The following is a 21,806-nucleotide window of genomic DNA, read 5'->3' on the forward strand; positions in this document are numbered from 1 at the left end:
GGCCATCACATCGGCCGCTGAGTAATCACCTCGCTCCAGCAAGTCGGAGATCGCTTCCGCATCGCCTGCGGTGAAGCACTGGTCGTTCAGCAAGAGCACCCCGGTCAGCCGGTCGTGATCGATCCAGGCGACGACTTCTCTTGGTACCCCGATGACGCGCTGTGCGCGGTGACATGGCTGTGACGTCAAGCCGTACCCCCAGCCCGAGAATGTGTGGCTCCTCCACCTGTTGTGCACATCTAACCGCGTAGACGCAAAAAGCGGGAAAAGTTATGGAGGGGTACGGCAAAACGGCCCGAAAGGGTGATTAGTGAGACTAATCGTCCGTCGATACGTCGATCTTGAGGGAGTCGAGGGCCGCCATCAGGTCCTCCAGCGGCGTGCCGTCCTCGCCTCGGATCACGATGGTCGCCCGGACGCGCCCGGACGGAGTGGTTACTTCTGCGACGCGGGCGTCGATCAGCGGCCCCTCCCGGAGGGACTTCTGCACTCTCGCGGATAGGTCGGATGGCGGCTCCGGCGCAGCCTCGGCCGGCACGCCCTGCTCGACGGGTTCGCCCCCGTCAAGCACGAGGTCTACAGACTCCGGGGTCCATCCCACGGTCCTGGCGTACGCGAGGACCGTGGGCGTGACCTTCCGGATGCTGCCCTTCTCGATGTTGTGGAGAGCGCCCCGCTTCACGCCGATCGCTTCAGCAACGTCCTGCTGCTCCACGCCGCGCGCGATACGTGCCGCCCTCAGCTTCTCGCCGAGCCGCGCCCAGTCTCTGGTCATGCTCCCCATCATGCCGCACAGCCATGCAACAGCAAGAGCGGACTAGCAGCGCACACGGGCGCATTTGTTGCACACGGGGTCGCAGAAGTCTGCACCTTTCCCTAGACATGCACGTTCAGTCATGTTCAGAAAATACACGCAGAAGTACCCGACATGTCTTGCTTGGGTGATCGCTTATGTCTAGTCTCTAAACGTGACACCGAACGGAACGGCGATTCGAGCGTTGCGTCAGGTTCAGGACTTGAGCCTGCGCGACCTCGCTCGACTCGCGAATACGTCCCCCAGCCAGCTCTCCCGCATGGAGCGGGGGTGTGTTGGGGCCGGTGACGCGCTGCTCTGCCGACTGGCGGAAGCACTCGCTGTTCCCGTAGACGACATCACCCAAGGAGGGGCCTTGGTGCCCATCACGACGGAGGACGCTGCGGCGCCTCCCCCGAAGACCGACAGCGGTCGGACGGTGCCGTACCCCGGCACCCCCGACGGCGAGGTCTTCCACTACACGCCGGACGAGGCCGCCAGCTTCCTGCCGTGGTCCGCGCTCCAGCTCAAGCGCAAGGCGTACCGGCGCGAGATCCCGTTCAACGACGGCGCGAAGCGCGTGACCTTCACCGGCCGCGACATCCGCGAGATCAGCGAGATGACGGCCGTGCGCCCGCTCGCCGAGACGGCGCAGCTCCGTAGCGGCTGACGCCCCAAGGGGCCGCCCGGACCGGGCCTGGTCCAGACGACCCCAGATCACCAGGCCACCTCAACACCACGAAACCGAGGTCACCTTGGCACGCACATTTAACCCCAGGACTGCGGCCCTCACGGCCGCCGAACTCCCCGCTCTGCTGGGAGGTACCCGCTGATGAGCGACGTCATCCTCGCCGCCATGATCGCGGCGTTCGTACTGCTCCCCGCGTCGGTCGTCGCGCACCGCGTCGCGACCGCCCCGCAGGAGGAGCCGCACGACCCGACGGACTGCCGCCACTGCGCCGCCTTGTTCGGCCAGTCCAAGCAGATCCCCGGCCAGCGTCACGGCGGTGAGCTGTGACGAACCACCAGACGCCGCACTGCTCGCGCACGTGCAACCTGTGCGCCCCGCTGCGCCACCCCTCCCACTTCAAGACGCGGCGCTCGCTCGTCGCGCTGCTGCCCCGGCAGTCGGCCCCGGCCGGCACCGGTCACGAGAACGGTGGTGGTCGCTGATGGGTACCTCCGGCCCCCGCAGCCGCATGAACCACCGCGCCGTTGCGCTGGAAGCCCGCTCCGACCGTGGGGTCTGGAAGCTGGCCGGCGTCTACCCGGCGAGCACCGGCGGCAGCAGCGCCGCCCGCCGTATCCCGAACGCGGTGAGGATGCCGTCGTACGCCCCGGCCGGGACGTTCGAGGCGTACACCGCCCCCGCCGGTGACGAGGGCTGGGCGGTCTGGGTCCGCTACGTGGCCGGTCTCCCGGTCCCGGATCCGCGGCCCGCGTCGATGACGTACCGCGTGTGCGACCGCGGGTCGGGCACCGAGTACGTCGGCGTGCGGATCGTGACCGTCACCGTGGCGCCCGAGTGCCCGGTGTGCGGCGGCCCGCGCGGATCGGCCGTGCCGTACCGGTTCCACGAGGACGGCGACTGGTTCGTGGTCGACAAGTGGAAGAACCCGTGCGGGCACGTCGACCCGTACGTCACGGTCCTGGCCGAGCACCGCAAGCGTGTGGCGCAGCTCGAAGAGGCGGAGCAGAAGGCCGCCGCGCACGCGGTCGCCATCGGCCCGGCCGACGCCGGTGAGTACACCGAGGCGGTCACCCTGCTCCACACCGCTGCGGCCGAGATCCGGGGCCTGCACGCGAAGCAGGCGGCCCAGTTCCTCGACCTGCGCGGCCACGGCGAGGCCGCGCGGCGGGTGATGGAGGAGATGAAGGCCCGCTCGGGCCACATGTCCGCCCGCCAGGCGGCGCTGTTCCTCGCCGACCTGGCCGCCGCCCGCGCCGCGTGCTCGGACTGCGAGGACGGCCGGATCAACTACCGGGGCGCCGACGGGGAGTTCGTCAGCCTGCGGTGCCGGGTGTGCCGGAAGGAGACGGTCCCCAGTGCCTGACCTCTACCTCACTCAGCAGCCCGTCGGCGAGGTCGCGTGGATGCGGGTCGCGTCCAGCGACGAGCCCGACCGGTTCCGGGCCTGCATGGCGCGGACCCTGACCGCCCTCGACCAGGGCGACGACATCACCACCGCGGCGTGGACCGCCGCCGACCCGATCCGGCTCGCCGCCGAGATCGAAGCAATGGCCGGCGCCCGCCGCCTCACCATCTTCCGGAAGGACTCGAAGTGACCACGATGACCACCCTGGTCGACACGGCCGACGCACAGGGCGGCGCCCTGGTCGACGCCCCGACTGCCCGTCTGCTCCTCCCCGCTGACGCCCCCGAGGCGCAGTGGCACGCCACCCGCGCCGCCGGGATCGGCGGCTCGGACGTCGCCGCCATCCTCGGCCTGGACAAGTACCGCGGTCCTCGGCACGTCTTCGAGGACAAGCACGGGCGCCCCACCTTCAAGGGCAACGAGGCCGCCGAGATCGGCACCGAGATCGAAGGGTTCATCGCCGGGCTGTTCAGCAAGCGGAGCGGGGTCCCGATCGCGATGCCGCCGGGGACGCTCGTGCACACCGAGCACGAGTGGGCGCGGGTCAACGTCGACCGGTACACCTGCGACGCGGACGGGTCCGTGACCGGGCTGCTGGAGTGCAAGAACCGCAGCGCCTACCAGCTCGATGACTGGGAGGACGGCGTCCCCGACGCCCCCGCGCTCCAGACGCACTGGGGCATGGCCGTGGGCGGCTGGACTCACGGCTACGTGGCCGCGCTCGTCGGCGGGAACCGGCTGATCTGGCACCGGCTGGAGCGCGACGAGGAGATGATCGCCTACCTCCTCGACTTCTGCGGGCGCTGGTTCCAGCGGCACGTCGTTGAGGGGTTCGAGCCCGAGGCTGACGGCCTGGAGGCAACGACCGACCTGCTGTCGAAGCTGTGGTCGGTCAAGCCGGAAGCCGTCGCCCAGGTCGACGTGACCAAGGCCAAGGAGCTGCGCGCCAAGGCCCTCGACCTCAAGGCGCGGGCGAAGGGCGTCGCCGAGGAGCTGCGGGCCGTCGAGAACGAGATCCGTCTCCTGACCGGCGAGAACGAGATCGCCCAGGCCGACGGCAAGGCCGCCTGGTCGTGGAAGGCCAACGGGACGTTCGCCAGCAAGCGGTTCACCGAGGACGAGCCGCAGCTGGCCGCCACGTACACGCACATGGTGCCCGCCCTCGACCTGGACCGGCTCAAGGCCGAGCAGCCCCAGAAGTACGCCGCGTACCGGGCCCGCGTCCTGCGTATCCCCGCGAAGGGAATCTGATCATGGCTCTGTCCACGCTCAAGGACCGCGTGCGCGCGGCCACCAACCCCACCGAGCCGACCGTCGAGGCGACGGTGACCCGGGCCGCCGACACCGCGCAGCAGACGTCGCCCGAGGAGCTGCACACCTCGGCGCAGGGCGAGAGCGGCCCCGTCGCCGACGTCGCGCTGAACTGGCTGGAGCGGTACGGCAACGAGTTCACGAAGGCCCTGCCGTCGCACATCGACACCGCCGCCTTCTTCACGGCCGTGCGGGCCGCGCTGCCGGGCCTGGTCCGGTGCACGCCGGCGTCCCTCCTCCAGGCTCTCCTGACCTGCGCCCGCTTCGGCCTGATCCCGGACGGCCGCCACGCGGTCATCACCCGGGAGGGCAAGACGGCGACGTTCGTGCCGATGGCCCAGGGCTACGTCGAGCTGATGTACCGGTCCGGCCGGGTCGGCTCGATCCACGTCGGGATGGTCCACGAGGGCGACGAGTGGAACTACGAGCCGACGGCCCCGGCGCCGTTGGACTTCACGCACAAGCCCGCCCTGACGAAGTCGAAGGCCGAGCGGGGCGAGCCGATCCTCGCGTACGCCTTCGCGTGGATGGAGTCGGGCGCCCGGTCGCAGGTCATCGTGCTGACGCGGGAGGACGCGGAGGAGATCCGCGACGAGTACAGCAAGGCGTACCAGCGGGCGCAGCACTCCGGGGCGAAGAACTCGTTCTGGCACACGGACTTCCCGGCGATGTGGCGCAAGAGCGCGCTGCGGCGGCTGCACAAGGTCGTGCCGATGTCGGCCGAGCTGGTGGCGCTGCTCAAGGCGGACGACGCCGGTGACGCCGGTGAGGTGCAGGTCGTGCACGCCCCGGCCGGGGACGCGCAGCTCCTCGATGAGGCGGAGACGGCGCACGACGCGGCCGAGGCGTCGCAGGACCCGGCGGACGCCGGTGTCCGGGCGCTGCCCCGGAAGCGGGTCCAGCCGAAGCGGAAGCCGCGCGCGGCCCGCAACGGCCGGAAGCGTTCCCGCCGGTGACCGGAACGACCTCCGGCGGCCTGGCCGTGCTCGTCACGGCCAGGCTGCTGGTCCCGGCGGCGCGGGTCTTCCCGCGCCGCCGGGGCGGTTCGCCCGCCGGTTTCCGGAGCGGCCCGCCGTACGCCTGGTGCCCGGCCGAGGGCCGCGAGACGCCGCACGCGCTCGACGCCGGCGGACGCCGCTGCCGCTCCTGCAAGACCACCACTCCCACCCCCGAGACAACGACGTCGGAGGAAACCCATGTCCGCTGAGACCTTCGGTCCGGAGTACGTGCGCCCCGCACAGGCGGACTGCCCGCGCTGCGCCTGCTGCACGGCCGCGCTGTGCGACAAGGGCCGGAACAGCATCACCCGGTGCGCCGGGTCCACACCGCAGGAGCACCGGCAGACCGTGGAGGGCTGCCCGTGCTCGGCGGAGACGACGCAGCGCACCGCGGCCTGGCGGGCGGCGCAGGTCCGCGCGACCCGCCTCGCCCGTGAGCTGCCGCTGCTGCCCGAGTGTGAGGCGCTGCTGCGGGAGCTGGCGACCGGCCGCGTCGCCGACGACCCGGCCGGCGTGTTCCCGCAGTTGAAGTTGCGCGGCCTCGGGCAGCTCGTGCACGCCCGCCCGGCGATCACGCCGCTCGGGCACACGTACCTCGCCGCCCGTGACGACGCGAGGGCGACGACCGGTGTGCGGGTCGTCGCCGTGGACGAGGCGACGCGTACGGCGCAGGTCGAGGTGCCCGGGTGGCGGCAGAGCGACTTGGCGACGGTGCTGCTCGACCAGGTCGTCACCGACTCGGGCCTGAACGCCGCCTCGCTGCCCGGCGTGTGGCTGGTCGCTGAGGCGAACTGCCAGGCGCCGAACCATGACCGGCTGGTGCTGACCGGGTTCCACGTCCCGGCCCCGGCGCCCGCCGCTGCCGCGGTTGCGGACGGCGGTGAAACGGCATGACGGAGGTCACCGCCGGAAGCCTGCTGCCCGCTGGCGGCCAGGAGTACGACCGTGCGCGGGCGCATCTCCTCGGCCAGGCCCTCGCGCCGGGCGGCACCCAGTTCCGGGTCGTGACGTTCGCCGGCGACCCGGCGAGCAAGGCCCGCCCCCGCTTCTCGAAGGAGGGGCGGACGTACAAGACGGACGCGGACACGGCGGCCGAGACCCGTACGGGCTGGCAGCTCCGCCGGGCGTTCCCGCAGCCGTGGACGGGGAACCTCGCGCTGGGCTGCGTGTTCTTCCGACCGGACCGGCAGCGCATCGACGTCGACAACATGGTCAAGCACATCTGCGACGCCGGGAACGGCATCGCGTGGGTGGACGACGCGCAGATCACCGCCGTGTACGGGGTGGCCGAGCTGGACGCCGCCAACCCCCGGACGCTGATCGTGGTCGCCCGGCACGTCTCCTCGCTGGACCGCTCGGACGTGGCGAAGACGCCGCGCGCCCGGCGGAAGGCCGGGTGACGGGTGACCGCTGACGAGATCGCCGCCGCGCTCGACGACGCCTCGGGCGCCGTCGAGCCGGGGCCGTCCGCTGCCCGCGCGCGGCAGCCGTCCGGGCGCGGGGAACCGGCCACGTCGTGGGCGGACGCGTTCGCCGCGCGGACCGTCGCGGTCGAGGGCGGACACCTGCACTGGACCGGGGCGACGGGGCACCGCGGTACGCCCGTCGTCTCGTTCCGGGGCCAGGTCGAGACCGGGTACAGGCTCGCGTTCCGCTGGCATCACGGCCGGGAGCCGGAGGGCAACGTGCGGCCGAGGTGCGACTACCCCGGCTGCGTGGCCGGCGGGCACCTGGCGGACCGCAAGCTCCGCGAAGGGGGCGGTTCGTGATGCTGCCCGGCGCGACGTGGGACAAGGGCATCGACCTGATCGCTGTCGAGCGTGCCGTGTCGTGCCGGGGGGTGTGCCCGGACCTCACGGACGAGGAACAGCGGCGCGTAGTCCTGGTGATGACGGAGGCCGGGCAGGGTGCCGAGGTCATCGGCGCCCGGCTCGGCCTGGCCAGCCGGACCGTGAGCCGCTGGCGCGGAGAGATGGGGCTCACGCCGTGACGTGGCTCGACGCCTTCGTGCTCTACATCGAGACGGTCGACGCCGTGGTGTCGACCGCCCCGGTGTGGGTGCCGCTGCTCCTCGGCCTGGCCGCCCTCGGCGTCGGTATCCGTCGCGTCCCGCGCCGCCGACATCGCCGGACACGGCATCCGGACGCGTCCGGACAGGACCCGGACAGCCCGCCGGACATACCGGCCCTGCTGTCCCCTCCAGATCCCTGACCTGCGCGGACAACGTCCGGACATGTCCGCCGAACACCGGCCGGACACGTCCGGACGCGACGAAAGCAAGGAGCAGACCATGCCGCGTGTTCCCCGCCCGCTCGACCACACCACGATGCCCCGGCCGTACCACTGGAGCGACGACGCCGCGTGCTCCGGCACCGAGACCGCCGTCTTCTTCCCCGTCGGCAGGAGCGGCGTGCCCGCCTCCGTGGACGCCGCCTACGCCAAGACGTTCTGCACCCCGTGCCCGGTCCGCTCCGAGTGCCTGACGCACGCCCTGAACCACCGCGAGGACTACGGGGTGTGGGGCGGGCTCGACGAGGACGAGCGCGCCGAGCTTCTGCGGCAGGCCCGGCGCGCGGCGGAGAGGCAGCGCCGCCAAGAGCGGGCGAAGGAGAAGGCCGATGCCTCCTCGGCGGCGTGAGCCGGCCGGTCGGAAACCGGCCCTCCCCCCGGGCGGGCTCCTCGACTGGTCGGACGACTGGCACTTCGACCCCGAGGCCCTGCCGTGCCGCCACTGCGGGGCGCCCACGCACCTGCGGGACTCGCGGGGCATCGCGGCCGACAAGGTCTGTGCCGAGGCGGAGCTGGCCGAGATCGACCGGATCGTCCGCGTCTACAGCGGGGACGGTCCGCCGTGCTGAGCCCCGGACTGCTCACGGAGTGGACACGGCAGGTTCTCGAGGCCGCGCACCGCGGCGACGAGGACCTGGTCGACGACGTCACCGGCCGGATCGCCGAGCGGGCCGACGTCCTCGACCTCCTGGCGTTCTGCCGGGTGGTCGCCGCCGAGGCGATGCGGGCGCTCCTCGTCCTCTACCGGGCTCCGGACGCGGCTGTCGGTGAGGCGTGGGTCCTCGACCGGCTCGGCAACGCCGAGGGGTATCCGGCCCGCCTCTTCGCCGCCCGGCTGGTGACCGCGTACGCGAACCGGGACCACGACCACGTCACCGCACTCGTCGCGGCGGCGGCTGGAGCCTCGCGCGACGAGCGGGCCGAGTCGCTGCGGGTGCTGGTGACCTACGCGGCCGGGCTCGACGCCCGCGCCGCTCACCGCATCAACCCCACGGAAGGAACGCACGATGAGTGACACCCAGCAGGAACGGCGCGGTGCACGGCGGGACTTGCAGCGCCGCCCGAGGCTGCGCGGCGACGACCGCGACACCAAGCGCACGGCCCTCGCGGAGGGGTATCGGGCGCGGGCGTCAATCCGGGCCCTGGCCGCCGAGCATGACCTGTCGTTCGGGCTGACGCGGACGCTGCTCCTGGAGGCCGGCGTCGAGCTGCGGTCGCGCAACCGCGAGCCGAAGACGGTGGTGGAGCAGTGACCGGCCGCCAGCTCGTCATCGGCGGGGTCGCCACCCTGTTCGTGCTGCTGCTCCTCGTCCTGGCCGGGTGCATGAAGGTCGCCGGGGACGACGACTGTGACGACGACTGGTTCGCGCTCGCCGCGGTCGAGAAGCCGAGCCCTCCGCGCCCGCCCGCGCAGCGGGCGCCGTCGCTGGAGAAGAAGCCGACCACCCCGAAGCAGCCGGTCACGAAGATCCCGGCGCCCCGCTCGCCGTCGACGTGGAAGGCCGGCCCGGCCAAGGGCCACGGGACGACCCACCACCACGGTCACGACGACCTGTGCGACTGAGGAGACCCGTGGACCCCCTTGCCCGCTTCCTGCTCGGTTCCGGCCTCGGCCTCATCGCGGCCGGCGTCACGTACTGCGTCACCACCACCCCGCCGTGGTGGTGGGCCGTCGGCCTGGTCGTCGCCATCCTCGTCTGGTTCGGCGAGCTGATGCTCGACGTCCTCTTCGACTGACCCCCCGCCCTGCCGCGTGCCGCCCTGCTCTCCAGGTGGGGCGGCGCGCGGCGCAGCTCGATCAAGGAAGGACCCATGCGACTCTCGACCTGCGCCGACTGCCGCCGCGAGGTGTGGTGGACGGTCACGGACGCCGGGAAGCGCTTGGCCGTCGACCCCGAGCCGAACCCCGACGGCAACGCGGCGGTCTACCGCGACGGCACCGGCACGCGCCGCTCGCGCCGCCCGACGGACGAACTGCCGCTCATGGGGTGGGAGCGGCTGCACATGCCGCACGTCGTGACCTGCTCCGCCCGGCCCCGCACGCCCGCCCCGGCCCCGGCTCCGGCCGGGCCGTTGCCGCCGGGCGTCTCCGACCTGTCCGCGTACCGGCGGAGGCGGACATGAGCCGCCCTGTCCCGCCGGTCGGCCGCTGCCAGGGCTGCGGGTATGCCCGCGCCCTGTCCGCGCACCGGTCCCGCGGGGACGGCCTGAAACGTCTCCTGTGCACGCCGTGCTGGTCGGCGGCCACGCTCACCGAGGAACGCGGGGAGGCCGTGACGTGGGCGCCTGGGCACGCGGAAGAGGCCGCCCCGGCGGAAGGCGGCCTGTGGTGAACGGGGCGTCAGTTGGTGGGGTCTTCGACCGGCACGGCGGTCTCGCCGAGAGCTTCCAAGGCTCGCCGGTAGAACTCGATCGGCACGATCGCAGCGGCCTCGGTGGTCCGGTTCATGACCACCGTCGTTTCTCCGCCGAAGCGGGTACGCCCCAGGACTTCGCCGAAGACGTTCCGTACCTGGGCGACTGTCGCCCTGTGCTCTTTGCGCTCCACCGTCATGGGGGCAGCGTAGCCGCCGTTCATGACTTTGATGTACATCTTGCCCACATTGACGTGCCTAAGTTGCCTAAGTTAGCTATGGTGGCACCATGCTTGACGATCTTCAGCCACGGCATGAATGCGGCCCGAGACGTGCCCGCTCGCGAGCGGCTGCCCGGTTCTTCCACGACCCGGTTGAAGCCCCGCTGAGCACCGAGGAATCCCGCGGAGACCATCCGCTCCCGCCCTGGGCGGAGTAGCCCCACCACCCCGCCAGCACGACCGAGAAGAGACCTGATGAGCAACGAGGTAGCAGCGCCGCAGAGCGCAGCCTCGCTGTGTGACGCGCCCGCTGGGGGGACCCAGTGATGACGAGGCCCGATGAGCCGGTCACGGGCGACGAGGTCGGTATCGATGACGAGTGGCCGGCGACGTTCGCTCAGGTTCCCGACTGGATCACGCTGCACCCGGAGTTGAAGGCGCAGTCGGTGCGCGAGTACGCGTTCCTGATGGCGCACGTGCCGACGGACGGCCGCCGTCGCGTGGCGTTCCCCGGGCAGGCGTCGATCGCCCGCGTGCTCCAGCTCGGCCGCAGCGACAAGGTGACGCCGTACACCCGGGCCCTGGTGAAGGTCGGCGCGGTGCGGATCGAGGAGATCCCCACGCCGAAGGGCCGCGCGTACAGGTACGTCCTGCGCTTCAACCCGCCGCGTGGATACGCCGGTCCGAGGTGCCTCGCGGACTTCTACGGCACCTCGAAGGAGGAGCTGGATTCCCGGTGGGCCGGGTTCTCGATGGCCACGGCGCCGGTCACTCCGACGGCGGAGGGGTCCCCCCAAAAAGAGGGAGACCCCTCCCCCCAAAAAGAGGGCAACGGGTGTCCCCAAAAAGAGGGCCCTAAGAAGACCAACAGGAACCAGACCAACTTGAAGAACAAAGACGCTGTGGCTGACGCCGTAGGCAAAAGTGCGGGTGGTTTCGCGTCTGCGGGCGGGCGCGACGGTGCGGCTGGTGAAACCGGCGAGGCCGAAGGCGGCTCCGCCGCGTCCGGGAAGAATCTCCCCGGTCAGCGCAAGAGGTCACCACGGCCCGCGACGACGAAGACCCGGCCCCGCAAGGAGTCGGCGGGCTTCGAGCTGGTGCGCGCGGCGCTCCCCGCCGCTGTCGCTGCTCCTGGAACGAGGCTGTGGACCGGTCTGCACCGGGCGATCAACGATCTGCTGGACGGCAACCAGGGCGCGGGCATCCCGCGCCGGACGCCCGAGCAGGTCGTGGCCCGGATCAACCGGCGCTGGTACGGCGAGGACGCCGACGTGCGCTCGGCGCCCGGCTACCGCGGCTGCGACCGCTGCACGGCCGCCGGGTGCACGGCTCCTCGTCGCAGCCCGGAGAACCCCGAGGGCTGCGACCGGATCAAGAACCGGTGCGCCTGGCTCAAGGACGCGATCCTCGCGCAGGACTGCGCCGACCCCGGGTGCGAGGACGGCCAGATCATCGGCGGCGGAGCGTGCCACGCGTGCCAGGAGCGGGCCGAGGAGCGGCGGGAGGCCGCCCGTGCGGTCGCTGCCGCGAGGGCCAAGCTCCAGGCCGACACGGAGGCGCTGACGGCCGCCCGGCGGCTGGTCGACGAGTGGGCGGCCGCCGAGTCCGCCGAGGAGAACCGGCTCCGCGCGGAGCTGGGCCGGGCCGGGATGTACGGCGTGATGCTCGACCACCGGATCGGCCAGCACATGGCCGGATGGCGGGACCGGAACCCCCGGCCTGCCGGTCCTCCCGCTGAGGGCATCGACGAGCCACAGGCGGTGCGCGCGTGAACCCCGACTACCTGCCGCCGCTCGGCGCGTCCCTGCGGGCCCTGGGGGACTTCGCCGCCCGGCACGAGGTGAACGACGACACCCTGGCGGCGATCGCCGCCGAGCTCGACACCGCGCGGTCGCTGGTCCGCTCGGCGCAGGGCGAGGTGCGGGCGAACCGCTGCGCGCGGCACCCCGGCGGCCCGGTCGACCCGACGGCCCGGAACGGGTGCCTGCTGTGCGGCACCCAGCAGCGGCGGCCGGCGAGGCCGGTCCCCGACGACTTCGTGCCCGGTGAGGTCCTGCGGGTCCTCCAGGAGCACGGCCAGGACGCGGCCACCGAGATGTTCGGGCCGCAGGCGGTGACCCGGGCCGTCGCGCTCGGCGGCCGTCACCCCTCCACCCAGCAGCAGCGCGGCATCCCCGCCGTGCCGCACGACGAAAGCGAGTGACCGTGCCCGTGAAGCAGTTCACCGTCGGCCAGTTGGCCGACCTGGGTGTCCCGCCCGACCGCCCCGACGATGTCGCCTGGAGCGAGATCGTCCTCGTCGACGAGCACGTGGGCATGAGCAAGTACAGCCAGGAGCGGCGGTGCGTGTTCCGTGACGACGACGGCCGGACGTGGGCCGTGAAGTACGAGGCGCAGGTCGAAGCCGGTGACTACGAGGTCGGGCCGCCCCCGGACAACCACGGCTGGTTCGGCGGCACCGTCGAGGCCGTCGAGGTCGAGCAGCGGCCCGTGATCGTCGCCCGGTGGGAGCCCGTCGGCGACGAGCCCGCCGTCGACCGTCCGGCGCGCGGCGCGATCGACTCCCTGGCCGCCGTCTGGTTCCAGGAGGCCGGCGCCCGCGAGGACGTCGCCCGGGAGTCCGCCGCCGCGTGGATCATCGAGCACGCCGACGAGGTCGCCGAGCTGTACGACGCGTACCTGGACTCGGCGGAGGGCGGACAGTGAGCGCCGTCGGACCGAAGCCGCGCGGCGAGTGCCCCGTGTGCGGGCTGGACTACCAGCTCACGAAGGACGACGTCCTCGGCCGCCACAACGGCATGACGGCGGCCGGGTTCTCCACCGGCGAGCGCTGCCTCGGCGTCGGCGAGCCCCCGTTCGTCCCGGAAGGCGCCTGATGACCGGCCAGTCCCTGCCGCGCGGCGCGTACACGGCGACGCCGTGCCGCGCGTGCCGGACCCCGAAGCCGGCCCGTTGGTACCTGTGCGGCGGCTGCTGGGCGGCGCTCCCCGCACCGGCCCGTCGAGCCCTGAACCGCCGCGACGGCCACGCCCTGGCCCGCCTGCGCGAGCTGCACGCCCACATCGACAGCGAACAGCCCCTGAACGAACTGGAGATCACCCTGTGAGCGAGTCCCCCGAGCTGGACGACGAACTCAAGTCGCAGGCCGTGACGCTGCTCCTCGCGGAGGCCACCACTGCGATCGAGATCAACGCGCTGACCAGGGTCGCGCTGCGGGCCGGGTTCATGTGGCGCTGCTTCCCCTGCAAGCGCGATCACTACCTGCGGACCGAGAAGTGCGGCTGCGGCGCCGGACGCCCCGCCTGACCGTGCCCGCCCGCCCCGTCGGAACCGGGGCGGGCGGGCCCGGCCCCACCGTACGACCGGAAGGACCCCCGTGGACCACTGCGAGGACTGCAACCGCCCGCTCTGCCGGGACTGCGGCACGCACTACTGCTGCGAGCCCTGCCCGTGCGCCCGCTCCCACAACTGCGCCTGCGAATGCGGCAGTTACGACCGTCGGATGACCTATGCCGACTGACAGGAAGGACACCGAGCCGATGCCCGCACCCGACCCCGACGCGATCTTTCAGGCGGTCGCCCTCGGCGTCACCGGCAACCACCAGGACGGCCTGAACCTGATCCAGCCGTTCGTCGACGCCGGACCCGCCTCGACCTTTGCGCTGCTCTGCGCCCTCGCCGAGACCGCGTCCCACGAGGCCCGCGACTCCCACGCCCCCGGCACGTCGTTCGGGATCGTCGTGGAGGACCCCGCCGGCCCGGCCGACATCACCGTGCTGCCCCCGGCCGTGCAGTTCGGCGCCCAGTTCATCACCGCATGGGCGAACCGCGACCGGCCCATGGCGCGCGCCTTGTTCTGGGCCCTGGCCGAGCCCTCCGACCTCAACGGCACCGACGCCCTCGCTGACGGCATCACCGCGGTGTACGGCATGGCCGTGGCCGTCGCCGAGCGGGTCGTCATCGAACAGCGCCGCAAACGGGAAGAGCCGGGGCTCCGTTGAGCACCCGGATCACCGTCCACTGCAACACGGAGTGGGCCGAAGGCTCGTGCCCCACCAGCCTCATGACCGACGCCCACACCGTCGCCGAGGCCCGCCAGGCCGCCGTCGAACTCGGCTGGCGCGCTCACCCCGACGGCCGGGACTTCTGCCCCAGCTGCTCCGGAACTCGCCGGAGCAGCTACACCCCCGTCGTACACCTGCACCCCACAAGGACAACGCCATGACCCTCAACACCACCGTCGAGGCACTGCCGCGGCCTCCCATCGCCGCCGGCCAGGCCCCTGCGGAAGAGGTGCGCTCGATGCTGCCGTACGTGCTCGTCGTGTGCGACCAGGACCGCGGCGAATCGCCTTTTGGATGGTCAGACCTGGAAAGCAAGGAGACCGAACCCCGTGGCTGAGATCCCCGGCCTGAACGAAGAATGCTTCTGGCGTCACGTCGTTAAGCAGTGCCCCACATCGTGCTGGGAGTGGACGGCACGGCGGTCTGAGGACGGATACGGCCGATACACCTTCACCTCCGAGGGCCAGAAGAAGGACGTTGGCGCGCACCGCCTGGCCTACGTGCTGTCGATCGGTCCGATCGGCGACGGCCTCACGCTGGACCACCGATGCAGGAACCGAGGGTGCGTAAACCCCGACCACCTGGAACCGGTCACCCGGCGGGTGAACGTCCTACGCGGGGACACCTTCGCCAGCCGACAGGCGGCACAGACCCACTGCGCAAGTGGCCACGAGTTCACGCCAGAGAACACGTACGTATGGAACAACCATCGCTACTGCCGCACGTGTCGACGCGAAAATCGACGGCGAGCAGATGCCAAGAGGCGGGCGAAGAAGGCTGCCCTCACCTTGGAAGGGGCCGCCGGGTGAAGCTCCACGAGCCGCCCATCCTCGACACGCACTGGGAGGGCTACGAGCTGGGCGCCGACGCCACCCACCGGTACCTGTGGATCTGGCAGGGCTTCAACGCCCGGCTGATCGCCCTCCCGCATGGCGAGGACGGGCACGGGGCGTACGACCACGCATGGTGCTACCCGCGCGACCCCGACCTGATCGCCGAGCACGTCGCCGCGTGGGATCCGGAAACGCAGGACGAGCCGAACGGCTGGCACAAGCGGCCCACGATGCCCGCCCGGCGGGCCCCGCGCCGCGAGGAGCAGCCCGAATACAACCGGGACCGCTGCGCCCACGGCTGCTACCTCGATGACGGCTGCCGGACCCTCAACTGCCGCGACCAGATCGAACGCGCACGCGGGCGCGGATCGGCACCCTCCTGAACCCCCTACCATCCCCCGGCACCGCACGAGGTTCAGCGGCTCCTCGTGCGGTGCCCGCCACCCGCCGCGCAGCAGAGGACACCCCGATGCCCCAGACCGACCACCCCAGCAACACGGCCACCGTCGAGCACGACACGCTGCCGCCGTTCTCCGGCGAGGAGACCGAGTGCGTGAAGTGCTCCCACCTGGACGCGTTCACCCGGTTCCGGCCGGCGTGCCCGCGCGGCCTGTGGGAGTACAACGGCCGCACGGACATGCGCGGCCCGCTCCCCGAGCGCCTGGAGCGCCAGTGCCAGCGCTGCGACTACCAGTGGGACGAGGCGCTGAACCCGGCCCCGGGCACCCGCGCGGCCACGACGAAGGACATCGCGTACGCGCTCACCACGGCGGCACGCCGGTGGACCGTGGAGCTCCACCCCGGCCTGAGCGCGCAGATGGCGAGCGAGCTGGTCGAGATGCTGCACGTCCTGGTCCGCCTCGACCACCCGATGTGGCTGCCCCGCCCCGGCCGCCCGCTCGCCGTCCCGCCGGCCGAGGCCGCCGACCCCGACCCGCAGCTCACCGCGGCCGTCCCGGTCCCGCTCAGCGACCGCGCCGACCTCCAGCCCGGCCCGACCGCGTACACCACAGCGACCACGGCGGCCACGGAATGACCGGCGGACAGGCCCCGGACAGCCGTCCGGACAAGGTGGGCGGCATCGTCCGGACAGGGCCGGACATCGGAGAGAGGCCCGACTGCGGCCCCCTCCCGACCAGGCCGGACACCGTCCGGACACGGACGGACAGCGCCCCGGGCGGCGTCCGGTTCGCGTACACCGCGCGCATCCCCCGGCGACAGCTCGGCGCGGCCGTCGTCGAAGCCCTCACCCTCCTCGCCGCCGAGATCAGCCCGGACACCGTCCGGACAGCCCCGGACACGGACGCCCCGGACACGTCCGGACGACGGTCCGAGATCCGCGCGTCGATCGCCGACGCCTTCGACCTCCCCCCGAGCATCCTCCGGAAGGACCCGACACAGTGACCCCCGAGCAGGCCAGCGCCCGCGCCGCGCTGGTGCTGATCCACCGCCTCGTCCGCCGCCACGGCCTGAGCGTCGAGGACGCGGCGACCGCCGTCGCCCAGCGCCGCCGCCGCGAGGACGGCCCGCACACGCACCTCGTCGTCGCCGAGGCGCACGCCGTCCTCGCCGAGGCGATGGCACCGATCCGCACGTTCATGGAGGCGATGCGCCCCGTGGCCAAAGCGGCAGCGGCAGCGATGGCCGAACTCGCCCGCGCGCTCCAGCCCGTCGCCCGCCAGGTCGCCGCCGGCCGCGACCGGCCGGCCTGGGCGAGCCCGTACGGGCCGCCGCCGCGCCGCCGCTGAACCGCCCGACACCGAAGGACCTCCGTGAGCAACGACGACATCAGCGAGGCCCCGCCCAGCTACGCGCCCTGCGCGGCCGTGCGGATCACGCCGTACGACGGCGACCACCCCGACCACGACCAGGCGGTCACGTACCGGTTCGGCACGCCGATCACCTTCGTGCACGTCTACCGGACCCGCCACCCGTACCTCGGCACGACGGTCAGCCGCGACGAGCAGCAGATGCCCGGCCTGGTCGGCTTCACCGTCCCCGAAGACCACGAGGAAGCCGACACCGCCCTCGCCGTCGCGCAAGGACTGTGGCAGCGGCGGGGCACGTACGTCGCCGTCGACCTGTGGTCGCGCAGCCCGCACGGCTACCTGTACGCCCTCGTCCCGTTCTGGAAGCGCCTCGACCTCGACGAGCACCCGGGCCTCCCGGAGCGCCCGGAGCACCGCACCGTCGCGCTCGGCGAGAGCTGCCCCGCGCCCCGGCCCGTCCTCTGGCCGCGCTCGGTCACGGAGCCCGGCCCGTACTCCGTCGAGCCGGGCGTGCAAATGCTCCTGTCGACCGACGTCGACCCGCCGCCGCCCGCCGGCTTCCCCGCACCCACCCGGACTACCGGACAGCGGACAGCCTCCTGACCAGCCCGGACACCGTCCGGGCACCGAGAGCGGCCCTCCTCCCCGACACGGGGACGAAGGGCCGCTCTCGCGCGTGGGAGACGCCACGCACGCAGTGCCCAGCGCTGGGCACTGCCGCCGCACCACCGCGGCCACCCTGGAGATCCACCGAGAAGGAGCCCACCGTGAACACGCACCACCAGCCCGCCGCCGTCCAGGCCGCCGTCGCGTACGCGGCCCTCACCGCGGCCCACGAGGTCGGCGACTACATCGTCCAGCGCGACGCCGACGCCAAGGCGAAGGGCAAGCACGGCCCGGCCGGCGCCGCCGCCTGCGCCCGCCACGTCGCCTCGTACACGGCCACGCAGGGCCTCGCGCTCTACGCCGCCGACCGGTACCTCCGGCTCGGCCTGGACTGGCGCCGCGCCGGGGCCGCGCTCCTCGTGTCCGCCGTCACGCACTACGTCGCGGACCGCTGCGCCGGCCACTGGCCCGACGACAGCAAGGACGCACCGCTCCTCGTCCGCGCCGCACACGCGGCCGGGAAGACGAAGTGGCTCCAGGGCGACCCGGCGGCCGGCCCGCTGATCGACCAGGCATGGCACAAGGGCTGCATCGCGGTCGCCGCCGCCGTCGCGGCCGGACGCCGGACACGCACCTGACCAGCCCGGACACCGTCCGGACATGGCGGAATCCGCCGCACGTCACGCGGTCGTGGGCGGATCCCCCTTGGCCCTGCCGTCGCGGCCCGTCTCGCCCGCCTCGATCTGCTGCACACGAGCCACGGAGATTCGAAGCATGGCCGCGATCTTGCGGTAGCTGACCTTCTCGGCTCGGAGCTTCCGCACGGCATCTTGGCGCAGTTGACGAAGCCGCTTCTGCTGGTCCGGCCAGGCCGCCAGAAGCATCCCGGCGCCGAGCGCCTGGCGCTCCGGCTCATCGCTCAGCGCCTCCAGCGAATCAACGGCGTCCTTGACCGCGTTCACCACCTGCTTCACCTCCTCGTCACCTGGACCCTTGGTCCCGTCGGACACGGCTGCTCCCTTCCAGCGACCCACGGGGAGCGCGCTTGCCTACCGTACAGGGACCCTGTACGGTCGTCCATGTGGGCACGCCCGCCCGCTCAGCACAAAGCCCCGGCCGTCGTGGTCGCACACGAAGACCGGGGCTGCTGAAAGCGACGGTGCCCGGAGGTCGCACTCCGGGCACCGCCTTCAACCCCGGTCCGTGGTCGCACACGGAACCGGGCTGCCAGACCTGCCACTAACAGGAGCTGACGCAGTGAACTCTACTGATCAGAAGACGGCGCAGGCGGACGAGACGGCGAGCGCCGTCCTCCGCGCGGTCGCCGACCACTTCACCGACACGAACCCGACCGACGTCCTGGAGCAGCACAGCCTGCTCGTGTGCGTCGGCGCCGAGGCGTACCGGCTCACCGAGCGCCGCTCGGACGGCTCGGGCCAGGCCCTCTCGAAGGCCGCGCTCGCGACCATGCCGGAGGTGCCCGCGGGCATCACGCGCGGCGAGTTCGCGCTGCACCTGCGCCGTGCCGCCGCGTCCCACGAGTGGACGAGCGACGACAACGAGCGGGTCATCCCGACGATCCCGGCACCGCGCAAGGCGCCGGTCCCGGCGCAGCCGCAGGACGGTGAGCGCTGATGCCGAACGAGACCGCTGCGGAACTCCTCGCTCAGGCGAAGAAGGACTACGGCACCCCGGCTGAGCGCCAGGAGCGCCAGGCGGACGCCAGGGTCCAGTCCGGACTGGCCCGTGCCCACGGTGCCGAGGCCGCGCAGGCCCCGAGGGGGCGGCGATGACCGACGAACAGCGCAAGAAGCTGCACAAGGACCTCGAAGAGGCCAACCGGCGCTCCAGCGGCGGGAGTGGCCGATGAGGATCATCCCCGCGTGGCTCACCGGCGGCAATGACCGCCAGCTCGCCACCACCCAGTACGCGGGCCGTGAGTCCGCCTCGGACACGGCCGCCGCGAAGCGGCAGGCCAAGCAGCGGAAGCAGCGCGCCAAGAGCGTCACCGCCGCCGCCCGCGCCGGTCAGGCGTGGGAGGACCAGGACCGCCTCCGCGAGCGCTACCGCCGCTGAACGACGGCCCCTCTCCGGTCCGCCTCAAGACCGCCGTGGGCGGCGCCTCCCCTTCGCGCCGCCCACGGCGCCATCCCGCTGTACCGAAATCCCCTTGGAGAACCCGATGGACATCAAGCGCATCAGCAGCAACGCCGCCCTCATCTCGGCCCCGGCCGTCATCGCGCTCGCCGCGTCCCTGCTCATCCCGACGCCGGCCGCCGCGGACCCGATGGCCCCGCCGACCGGCGGCTGCCCCGGCGCCCGGGTCGGCACGTACCGGCTCAGCGGCTCCAGCCACATCGAGATCTACTACTCGCCCGCCCACGGCGGCACGAACTGCGTGAAGACCGTGAGCGAGAAGACGTCGCGGCGCTACCTCCGCGTGTGGGCGACGGTCCTCGGCACCAGCAAGGTCAACAGCGACGAGGGCCTGTACCGCTCGTACGCCGGGCCGATCACGTTCACCGGCACCGCCCGGCGGTGCATCTCCGTGGCGGCGAAGGCCAGCCCCGGCACCAACCCCGCCAACGTCACGAAGCGGTCCCTGGACGCCCTGCACTGCGGCTGACCCGATCCTCCCTGTCGTCCCCACCCCCGGCTTCGAGGGCTGGGGGCGGCAGAGAGGACCGGGCCCGCCGGCCCCCCTCGCCGCCCCCTGACCCACGTCTGGAGCTGGAGCACGATGACCGATCCCACCCCCCAGCAGCCGCGCATCGAAGGCGTGAAGTACCGCAAGGTGCGGCTGTTCCGGAATGAGACGACCGTGATCGACGGCATCTCCTCTACCCGGCGCGTCGGCTACGACGGGTGGGAGCCGGTCCCGCCGCGGGAGTGGGACGAGCTGATCCTCAAGACCGTGACCGGCATCGCGATCGGCTTCACGGCCATCGCCGTCGCGGGCGGCACGGCCAGCCTCGGCGGGCTCCTCGACCCGCTGGTGCCGTCCGTCGTCGCGTACGGCATGGGCTCGGTGTTCGCCATCGCGTGGCTGTACTGCCTCGGCATCGAGTGGCTGAACAGGACCGCGCCGGACCGGGCCCGCCCCGCGAAGATCGCGGGCTGGTTCTTCCTGCTGCTCAGCATGGGAGCGGTCGCCTCGTACGGGCACACCCTCCACCAGGAGTGGGCCGGAGGGTTCGGCGCGGGCGTCGACCTGGTCGCCAAGGGCGCGTGGTGGCTGCTGCTCCGCGAATACGCCGTCCCGCTCGACGCGGGCGTCGCGCACTGGGTGCAGGACGAGGAGCAGCGGCTCGCCGGGCGCGCGCTGCTCGCCGGCCGGGTCCGCCGCCTCAACCGGCGCGCCGCGTACCACCGGGCCGTCGGGGGAGCGGAGTTCCAGGCCGCCGACGCGATGCTGACGCGCGCCGAGGCGGCGCGCGGTCTGCCCGAGGCGCCCGCCGAGCCCGCTCCGGAGCCTGTCCATGTGGCCGAGCCCGCCCCCGCCCCCGCCCCGGCTGCGCCCGCGCCCGCCGCTCCCCCGGCACCTCCGGCAGCCCCGGCCGAGCCCCCGGCCGCCGCACCGGCACCTCCGGCAGCGGCCGGGGGAGCAGCCCCGACCCCGCCGGTCACCGCGATCACGCGGCAGCCGATCGCCGCGATCTGCCGGACAGAGATCGCGGCCAACGCAAAGGTCAGCGACGCCGACCTCGTGGACGCCGTGAAGAAGGCCGGCCACCCCGACCGGCCGAACCTGCCCGACACCGTGCGCCGCACCGCGCTCCGCATCGACCCCAACCGGAAAGCCTCATGACGCACGTGCTGATCCTCGTCGCGGTCGCTGTCGTCCTCTGGTACATCCCAGCGGGACGGCAGCGGCACGGCGCGGGCTCCTCCGCCGCCGCCCAGGCCCGCCGCCTCCGCACTCCACTGGTCCGCCTCGCCGACCTCGTCGGCATCCAGACCGCCCGCGGTCGCCAGGCGCAGCAGTGGGCCGCAGGGGCGGCGGGCGAGAAGGCCACCGCGGCCCGCCTCGCCCCCCTCGCCCGCCAGGGCTGGACCGTCCTCCACGACCGCGCGCTGCTCACCGGCCGGGCCAACGTCGATCACCTGGTGATCTCGCTGACCGGAGTGGTCTTCGTGGTCGACAGCAAGCTGTGGTCCGCCCGGTACCGGCTCCGCGTCGTCGGCGGCCGGCTCCTGCACGGCAGCCACGACGTCACCGAGCGGCTGCGCGGCATCCGCCACGAGGCGCGGTGCGTCGCGGAAGCGCTCGGGTGCCCGGTCATCCCGATCGTCTCCATGCAGGGCGCCCCGGTCGACGGCGGCGAGCTGGTCATCGACGGCATCCGCATCATCCCGGCCGACCGGCTGCTGCCCGTCCTGCGCACGCTCGGCCGCCGCAAGGCCGCCGTGAAGCAGCACCCCGGCAAAGCCGCCGCCCGCCTCTTCGCCCCGTACCGAAGGAAGTGACCGAC

At 72.7% G+C, this 21,806-nt stretch carries 46 protein-coding genes and 1 pseudogene; 44 read left to right on the forward strand and 3 right to left on the reverse strand.

The features are described 5' to 3' along the window. Positions 1-316: 316 nt before the first annotated feature. On the reverse strand, positions 317-775 hold the full coding sequence (locus RVR_RS15615; protein WP_202234426.1) for a helix-turn-helix domain-containing protein: 459 nt from the start codon (positions 773-775) through the stop codon (positions 317-319). A 193-nt stretch (positions 776-968) separates the two neighbouring features. Between RVR_RS15615 and RVR_RS39145 the strand changes: the two are divergent. The 22 genes and pseudogenes from RVR_RS39145 to RVR_RS15720 all read left to right on the forward strand — a co-directional run. After that, positions 969-1,142 (forward strand): annotated as a pseudogene (locus tag RVR_RS39145) (helix-turn-helix domain-containing protein); the annotation flags it as partial. 30 nt (positions 1,143-1,172) lie between these two features. Next, positions 1,173-1,463: a hypothetical protein gene (locus RVR_RS15620; protein WP_237404773.1), complete on the forward strand. Its 291-nt coding sequence runs from the start codon at positions 1,173-1,175 to the stop codon at positions 1,461-1,463. 162 nt (positions 1,464-1,625) lie between these two features. Next, positions 1,626-1,811 (forward strand): hypothetical protein, encoded by a 186-nt coding sequence (locus tag RVR_RS15625; protein WP_202234428.1) that lies wholly within the window; start codon positions 1,626-1,628, stop codon positions 1,809-1,811. Then, positions 1,808-1,966, forward strand: a complete 159-nt coding sequence (locus RVR_RS15630; RefSeq protein ID WP_202234429.1) for a hypothetical protein — start codon at positions 1,808-1,810, stop codon at positions 1,964-1,966. The genes RVR_RS15625 and RVR_RS15630 overlap by 4 nt, the downstream gene beginning before the upstream one ends. Further along, a complete protein-coding gene (locus RVR_RS15635; RefSeq protein WP_202234430.1) occupies positions 1,966-2,847 on the forward strand; it encodes a hypothetical protein in 882 nt (293 codons plus the stop codon). The genes RVR_RS15630 and RVR_RS15635 overlap by 1 nt, the downstream gene beginning before the upstream one ends. Then, the gene (locus RVR_RS15640) at positions 2,840-3,079 is read left to right on the forward strand and encodes a hypothetical protein (protein WP_202234431.1); all 240 of its coding nucleotides are present in this window, start codon (positions 2,840-2,842) and stop codon (positions 3,077-3,079) included. Before RVR_RS15635 ends, RVR_RS15640 begins: the two co-directional genes overlap by 8 nt. 5 nt (positions 3,080-3,084) lie before the next feature. After that, complete coding sequence (locus RVR_RS15645; RefSeq protein WP_202238692.1) at positions 3,085-4,140, forward strand: YqaJ viral recombinase family nuclease; 1,056 nt, start codon at positions 3,085-3,087, stop codon at positions 4,138-4,140. A 2-nt stretch (positions 4,141-4,142) separates the two neighbouring features. Next, positions 4,143-5,156 (forward strand): recombinase RecT, encoded by a 1,014-nt coding sequence (locus RVR_RS15650; RefSeq protein WP_202234432.1) that lies wholly within the window; start codon positions 4,143-4,145, stop codon positions 5,154-5,156. Then, positions 5,153-5,407: a hypothetical protein gene (locus RVR_RS15655; RefSeq protein ID WP_202234433.1), complete on the forward strand. Its 255-nt coding sequence runs from the start codon at positions 5,153-5,155 to the stop codon at positions 5,405-5,407. The genes RVR_RS15650 and RVR_RS15655 overlap by 4 nt, the downstream gene beginning before the upstream one ends. Beyond that, on the forward strand, positions 5,397-6,092 hold the full coding sequence (locus tag RVR_RS15660) for a hypothetical protein (RefSeq protein ID WP_202234434.1): 696 nt from the start codon (positions 5,397-5,399) through the stop codon (positions 6,090-6,092). The genes RVR_RS15655 and RVR_RS15660 overlap by 11 nt, the downstream gene beginning before the upstream one ends. Further along, complete coding sequence (locus RVR_RS15665) at positions 6,089-6,598, forward strand: RusA family crossover junction endodeoxyribonuclease (RefSeq protein ID WP_202234435.1); 510 nt, start codon at positions 6,089-6,091, stop codon at positions 6,596-6,598. Before RVR_RS15660 ends, RVR_RS15665 begins: the two co-directional genes overlap by 4 nt. Positions 6,599-6,601: 3 nt before the next feature. Next, entirely contained in the window at positions 6,602-6,967 is a 366-nt protein-coding gene (locus RVR_RS15670; protein ID WP_202234436.1) for a hypothetical protein, read from the forward strand. Beyond that, positions 6,964-7,188: a helix-turn-helix domain-containing protein gene (locus RVR_RS15675; protein WP_202234437.1), complete on the forward strand. Its 225-nt coding sequence runs from the start codon at positions 6,964-6,966 to the stop codon at positions 7,186-7,188. The genes RVR_RS15670 and RVR_RS15675 overlap by 4 nt, the downstream gene beginning before the upstream one ends. Further along, positions 7,185-7,409: a hypothetical protein gene (locus RVR_RS15680; protein WP_202234438.1), complete on the forward strand. Its 225-nt coding sequence runs from the start codon at positions 7,185-7,187 to the stop codon at positions 7,407-7,409. Before RVR_RS15675 ends, RVR_RS15680 begins: the two co-directional genes overlap by 4 nt. A gap of 79 nt (positions 7,410-7,488) precedes the next feature. Beyond that, a complete protein-coding gene (locus RVR_RS15685; protein WP_272933085.1) occupies positions 7,489-7,836 on the forward strand; it encodes a WhiB family transcriptional regulator in 348 nt (115 codons plus the stop codon). After that, on the forward strand, positions 7,817-8,056 hold the full coding sequence (locus RVR_RS15690) for a hypothetical protein (RefSeq protein ID WP_202234439.1): 240 nt from the start codon (positions 7,817-7,819) through the stop codon (positions 8,054-8,056). Before RVR_RS15685 ends, RVR_RS15690 begins: the two co-directional genes overlap by 20 nt. Then, a complete protein-coding gene (locus RVR_RS15695; protein WP_202234440.1) occupies positions 8,050-8,502 on the forward strand; it encodes a hypothetical protein in 453 nt (150 codons plus the stop codon). Before RVR_RS15690 ends, RVR_RS15695 begins: the two co-directional genes overlap by 7 nt. Beyond that, positions 8,495-8,740, forward strand: coding sequence for a helix-turn-helix domain-containing protein (locus RVR_RS15700; protein WP_202234441.1), 246 nt, complete (start codon positions 8,495-8,497; stop codon positions 8,738-8,740). Before RVR_RS15695 ends, RVR_RS15700 begins: the two co-directional genes overlap by 8 nt. Then, the gene (locus RVR_RS15705; protein ID WP_202234442.1) at positions 8,737-9,051 is read left to right on the forward strand and encodes a hypothetical protein; all 315 of its coding nucleotides are present in this window, start codon (positions 8,737-8,739) and stop codon (positions 9,049-9,051) included. The genes RVR_RS15700 and RVR_RS15705 overlap by 4 nt, the downstream gene beginning before the upstream one ends. 8 nt (positions 9,052-9,059) lie before the next feature. Then, positions 9,060-9,224: a hypothetical protein gene (locus RVR_RS15710; RefSeq protein WP_202234443.1), complete on the forward strand. Its 165-nt coding sequence runs from the start codon at positions 9,060-9,062 to the stop codon at positions 9,222-9,224. A 75-nt stretch (positions 9,225-9,299) separates the two neighbouring features. Next, positions 9,300-9,611: a hypothetical protein gene (locus RVR_RS15715; RefSeq protein ID WP_202234444.1), complete on the forward strand. Its 312-nt coding sequence runs from the start codon at positions 9,300-9,302 to the stop codon at positions 9,609-9,611. Continuing rightward, positions 9,608-9,820 (forward strand): hypothetical protein, encoded by a 213-nt coding sequence (locus RVR_RS15720; protein ID WP_202234445.1) that lies wholly within the window; start codon positions 9,608-9,610, stop codon positions 9,818-9,820. Before RVR_RS15715 ends, RVR_RS15720 begins: the two co-directional genes overlap by 4 nt. 8 nt (positions 9,821-9,828) lie before the next feature. Here RVR_RS15720 and RVR_RS15725 read toward each other — a convergent pair whose 3' ends face one another. Next, a complete protein-coding gene (locus RVR_RS15725; protein WP_202234446.1) occupies positions 9,829-10,080 on the reverse strand; it encodes a type II toxin-antitoxin system Phd/YefM family antitoxin in 252 nt (83 codons plus the stop codon). Between the two features lie 308 nt (positions 10,081-10,388). On the opposite strand from RVR_RS15725, the gene RVR_RS15730 reads away from it, so the two are divergent. The 16 genes from RVR_RS15730 (at position 10,389) to RVR_RS15805 (ending at position 17,972) form a co-directional block, all read left to right on the forward strand. Next, on the forward strand, positions 10,389-11,834 hold the full coding sequence (locus tag RVR_RS15730) for a hypothetical protein (RefSeq protein WP_202234447.1): 1,446 nt from the start codon (positions 10,389-10,391) through the stop codon (positions 11,832-11,834). Next, the gene (locus RVR_RS15735; protein ID WP_202234448.1) at positions 11,831-12,265 is read left to right on the forward strand and encodes a hypothetical protein; all 435 of its coding nucleotides are present in this window, start codon (positions 11,831-11,833) and stop codon (positions 12,263-12,265) included. Before RVR_RS15730 ends, RVR_RS15735 begins: the two co-directional genes overlap by 4 nt. Then, a complete protein-coding gene (locus RVR_RS15740) occupies positions 12,262-12,768 on the forward strand; it encodes a hypothetical protein (protein ID WP_202234449.1) in 507 nt (168 codons plus the stop codon). The genes RVR_RS15735 and RVR_RS15740 overlap by 4 nt, the downstream gene beginning before the upstream one ends. After that, on the forward strand, positions 12,765-12,938 hold the full coding sequence (locus tag RVR_RS15745; RefSeq protein WP_202234450.1) for a hypothetical protein: 174 nt from the start codon (positions 12,765-12,767) through the stop codon (positions 12,936-12,938). Before RVR_RS15740 ends, RVR_RS15745 begins: the two co-directional genes overlap by 4 nt. Beyond that, positions 12,938-13,168, forward strand: coding sequence for a hypothetical protein (locus RVR_RS15750; protein WP_202234451.1), 231 nt, complete (start codon positions 12,938-12,940; stop codon positions 13,166-13,168). The genes RVR_RS15745 and RVR_RS15750 overlap by 1 nt, the downstream gene beginning before the upstream one ends. After that, positions 13,165-13,368 carry a hypothetical protein gene (locus tag RVR_RS15755; protein WP_202234452.1) on the forward strand — a complete coding sequence of 68 codons (204 nt, stop codon included), beginning with the start codon at positions 13,165-13,167 and terminating at the stop codon, positions 13,366-13,368. Before RVR_RS15750 ends, RVR_RS15755 begins: the two co-directional genes overlap by 4 nt. Before the next feature lie 203 nt (positions 13,369-13,571). Beyond that, on the forward strand, positions 13,572-14,063 hold the full coding sequence (locus RVR_RS15760) for a hypothetical protein (protein ID WP_202234453.1): 492 nt from the start codon (positions 13,572-13,574) through the stop codon (positions 14,061-14,063). Then, the gene (locus tag RVR_RS15765; protein ID WP_202234454.1) at positions 14,060-14,287 is read left to right on the forward strand and encodes a hypothetical protein; all 228 of its coding nucleotides are present in this window, start codon (positions 14,060-14,062) and stop codon (positions 14,285-14,287) included. Before RVR_RS15760 ends, RVR_RS15765 begins: the two co-directional genes overlap by 4 nt. Beyond that, positions 14,284-14,463, forward strand: coding sequence for a hypothetical protein (locus RVR_RS15770; protein ID WP_202234455.1), 180 nt, complete (start codon positions 14,284-14,286; stop codon positions 14,461-14,463). The genes RVR_RS15765 and RVR_RS15770 overlap by 4 nt, the downstream gene beginning before the upstream one ends. Continuing rightward, positions 14,456-14,935, forward strand: a complete 480-nt coding sequence (locus RVR_RS15775; protein ID WP_202234456.1) for an HNH endonuclease signature motif containing protein — start codon at positions 14,456-14,458, stop codon at positions 14,933-14,935. Before RVR_RS15770 ends, RVR_RS15775 begins: the two co-directional genes overlap by 8 nt. Further along, positions 14,932-15,342 (forward strand): hypothetical protein, encoded by a 411-nt coding sequence (locus RVR_RS15780; RefSeq protein WP_202234457.1) that lies wholly within the window; start codon positions 14,932-14,934, stop codon positions 15,340-15,342. Before RVR_RS15775 ends, RVR_RS15780 begins: the two co-directional genes overlap by 4 nt. An 86-nt stretch (positions 15,343-15,428) precedes the next feature. Next, positions 15,429-15,995 (forward strand): hypothetical protein, encoded by a 567-nt coding sequence (locus RVR_RS15785; RefSeq protein WP_202234458.1) that lies wholly within the window; start codon positions 15,429-15,431, stop codon positions 15,993-15,995. After that, on the forward strand, positions 15,992-16,363 hold the full coding sequence (locus RVR_RS15790; RefSeq protein ID WP_202234459.1) for a hypothetical protein: 372 nt from the start codon (positions 15,992-15,994) through the stop codon (positions 16,361-16,363). Before RVR_RS15785 ends, RVR_RS15790 begins: the two co-directional genes overlap by 4 nt. Then, a complete protein-coding gene (locus RVR_RS15795) occupies positions 16,360-16,707 on the forward strand; it encodes a hypothetical protein (protein ID WP_202234460.1) in 348 nt (115 codons plus the stop codon). Before RVR_RS15790 ends, RVR_RS15795 begins: the two co-directional genes overlap by 4 nt. A 24-nt stretch (positions 16,708-16,731) precedes the next feature. Beyond that, positions 16,732-17,331, forward strand: coding sequence for a hypothetical protein (locus RVR_RS15800; protein ID WP_202234461.1), 600 nt, complete (start codon positions 16,732-16,734; stop codon positions 17,329-17,331). A gap of 164 nt (positions 17,332-17,495) precedes the next feature. Further along, complete coding sequence (locus RVR_RS15805) at positions 17,496-17,972, forward strand: hypothetical protein (protein WP_202234462.1); 477 nt, start codon at positions 17,496-17,498, stop codon at positions 17,970-17,972. A gap of 42 nt (positions 17,973-18,014) precedes the next feature. On the opposite strand, the gene RVR_RS15810 is transcribed toward RVR_RS15805, so the two are convergent. Continuing rightward, positions 18,015-18,344 carry a hypothetical protein gene (locus RVR_RS15810; RefSeq protein WP_202234463.1) on the reverse strand — a complete coding sequence of 110 codons (330 nt, stop codon included), beginning with the start codon at positions 18,342-18,344 and terminating at the stop codon, positions 18,015-18,017. A 247-nt stretch (positions 18,345-18,591) separates the two neighbouring features. On the opposite strand from RVR_RS15810, the gene RVR_RS15815 reads away from it, so the two are divergent. The 6 genes from RVR_RS15815 (at position 18,592) to RVR_RS15840 (ending at position 21,801) form a co-directional block, all read left to right on the forward strand. After that, positions 18,592-18,969, forward strand: coding sequence for a hypothetical protein (locus tag RVR_RS15815; protein WP_202234464.1), 378 nt, complete (start codon positions 18,592-18,594; stop codon positions 18,967-18,969). Beyond that, complete coding sequence (locus tag RVR_RS15820) at positions 18,969-19,127, forward strand: hypothetical protein (protein WP_202234465.1); 159 nt, start codon at positions 18,969-18,971, stop codon at positions 19,125-19,127. Before RVR_RS15815 ends, RVR_RS15820 begins: the two co-directional genes overlap by 1 nt. Before the next feature lie 73 nt (positions 19,128-19,200). Continuing rightward, complete coding sequence (locus RVR_RS15825) at positions 19,201-19,410, forward strand: hypothetical protein (RefSeq protein WP_202234466.1); 210 nt, start codon at positions 19,201-19,203, stop codon at positions 19,408-19,410. Between the two features lie 106 nt (positions 19,411-19,516). Further along, on the forward strand, positions 19,517-19,960 hold the full coding sequence (locus RVR_RS15830) for a hypothetical protein (protein WP_202234467.1): 444 nt from the start codon (positions 19,517-19,519) through the stop codon (positions 19,958-19,960). A gap of 114 nt (positions 19,961-20,074) precedes the next feature. Beyond that, positions 20,075-21,142 carry a hypothetical protein gene (locus tag RVR_RS15835; RefSeq protein ID WP_202234468.1) on the forward strand — a complete coding sequence of 356 codons (1,068 nt, stop codon included), beginning with the start codon at positions 20,075-20,077 and terminating at the stop codon, positions 21,140-21,142. After that, positions 21,139-21,801 (forward strand): nuclease-related domain-containing protein, encoded by a 663-nt coding sequence (locus RVR_RS15840; RefSeq protein WP_202234469.1) that lies wholly within the window; start codon positions 21,139-21,141, stop codon positions 21,799-21,801. The genes RVR_RS15835 and RVR_RS15840 overlap by 4 nt, the downstream gene beginning before the upstream one ends. The last annotated feature ends 5 nt before the right edge of the window (positions 21,802-21,806 follow it).

The sequence above is a fragment of the Streptomyces sp. SN-593 genome (genome assembly GCF_016756395.1).
In the GTDB taxonomy this organism is placed as follows: Bacteria; Actinomycetota; Actinomycetes; order Streptomycetales; family Streptomycetaceae; genus Actinacidiphila; species Actinacidiphila reveromycinica.